2 rRNA genes are annotated in these 255 nt (G+C 40.4%); both read right to left on the bottom strand.

The features are described from left to right. A 5S ribosomal RNA gene (gene rrf, locus M3226_RS33035) occupies positions 1-57 on the bottom strand; the annotation flags it as partial. A gap of 83 nt (positions 58-140) precedes the next feature. Beyond that, a 23S ribosomal RNA gene (locus tag M3226_RS31970) occupies positions 141-255 on the bottom strand; the annotation flags it as partial.

The raw sequence follows: 255 nt of genomic DNA, 5'->3' as shown, positions 1-255 counted from the left end.
CTTAACTTCCGTGTTCGGTATGGGAACGGGTGTGACCTTCTCGCCATTATTGCCAGACTATTTAATTGAAAGAAGTTCGTTCTCTCAAAACTAGATAATATATAGAAGAAATTAGTTAAAACGAGTTTGCTTTATAAACTATGGTTAAGTCCTCGATCGATTAGTATCAGTCAGCTCCACATGTCACCACGCTTCCACCTCTGACCTATCAACCTGATCATCTTTCAGGGATCTTACTAGCTTGACGCTATGGGA

The organism is Neobacillus cucumis, assembly GCF_023715505.1.
The sequence above is the reverse complement of the archived record's forward strand: the minus strand, read 5'-3'. Positions and strand labels throughout refer to the sequence as shown.